The sequence below is a fragment of the Nocardia sp. NPDC058058 genome (assembly GCF_042885355.1).
Taxonomy (GTDB): domain Bacteria; phylum Actinomycetota; class Actinomycetes; order Mycobacteriales; family Mycobacteriaceae; genus Nocardia.
Genome location: NZ_JBHVSA010000030.1, coordinates 1 through 1,275 on the forward strand (window position 1 = coordinate 1; position 1,275 = coordinate 1,275).

1 protein-coding gene is annotated in these 1,275 nt (G+C 75.9%); it reads right to left on the reverse strand.

Annotated features, from left to right (window positions below; translation table 11 throughout):
- Nucleotides 1-1,260 (reverse strand): dTMP kinase (tmk, locus tag ACFVUS_RS43935; RefSeq protein WP_387781511.1); only part of this gene is annotated, 1,260 nt, incomplete at its 3' end.
- Between the last annotated feature and the right edge of the window lie 15 nt (nucleotides 1,261-1,275).

The window sequence follows — 1,275 nt, forward strand, 5'->3', positions numbered from 1 at the left end:
TCGGGCCTCGATCTGCGCGGCCACCTCGGCCTCCGAGAGCGGGAGCATCCGGTCCAGGCGGTGGCGCACGACCGTGGACACCGACTCGGGGTCCTGGCCCGCGTCGACCACCAGGTAGCGCCCGGGATCGGCGGCGGCCAGCGTCAGGAACCCGGCCCGCACCCGCTGGTGGAACTCCGCCGGCTCCGACTCCAGCCGGTCCGGGGCCTCGGTGAACCGCTCCCGCGCCGCCTCGGGCGACACGTCGAGCAGCACCGTCAGGTTCGGGACGAGCCCGCCGGTGGCCCAGCGCGAGATACGGGCGATCTCGGTCGGGGACAGGTCGCGCCCGGCGCCCTGGTAGGCCACCGAGGAGTCGATGTACCGGTCGGTGATGACGACCGCGCCGCGCTCCAGGGCGGGCCGGACCACCGTGTCCACGTGCTCCGCGCGGTCGGCGGCGTACAGCAGCGCCTCGGCGCGGTTGGACAGCCCGGCGGAGGACACGTCGAGCAGGATCGAGCGGAGCCGCTTGCCGACGGGGGTCGCCCCCGGCTCGCGCGTCACGACGACCTCGTGGCCCTTGCCCCGGATCCAGTCGGCGAGCGCCTGGACCTGCGTGGACTTGCCGGCCCCGTCGCCACCCTCCAGGGCGATGAAGAACCCGGCGTCGGAGGCGGCCTGTACCGGCTCCCCGCCGCGCAGCGCCTCGCGCAGGTCCCGGCGCAGCGGTACGCCGCCGCGGTCGTCGCCCTTGATCAGCACGACCACGGCGACCGGCAGCAGCAGGGCGCCGACCAGCATCAGCGTGAAGGCCGCGCCGCCGTGCTCGAAGACGACCTCGCCGTCGCCCAGCCGGTGCGGGCCGATCAGCGCCGCCAGGACGGGGGCGAGGATGGCGCCCACGCCCACGGCCACGCGGACGACCGCCTGGAGGTGCTCGGTGACCCGGGCCCGGCGCAGCTCCTCGGTCTCCTGGTCGAGCAGGGTGTGCCCGGTGTTGGCGACGACGCCCGCGGCGGTGCCGGCGAGCAGGGACAGGAACAGGACGGTCGCCGTGTCCGGGACCAGGCCGCTCAGCAGCAGCGCCAGCCCGGTCACCCCTATGGCGAGGGCCAGCAGCCGGCGCCGGGACAGCGCGGGCAGTACCTTCCCGGCCTGGGTGGCGCGGATGCCGAGGCCGGTACCGCCGATCAGGGCCAGCACCAGCAGGGCGAAGGTGGCCGGTCCGCCGCCCAGGTCGAAGGCGTGCAGGACGGCCACGGCAGCGGCGGAGGCCACGGCTCCGGCAACCGC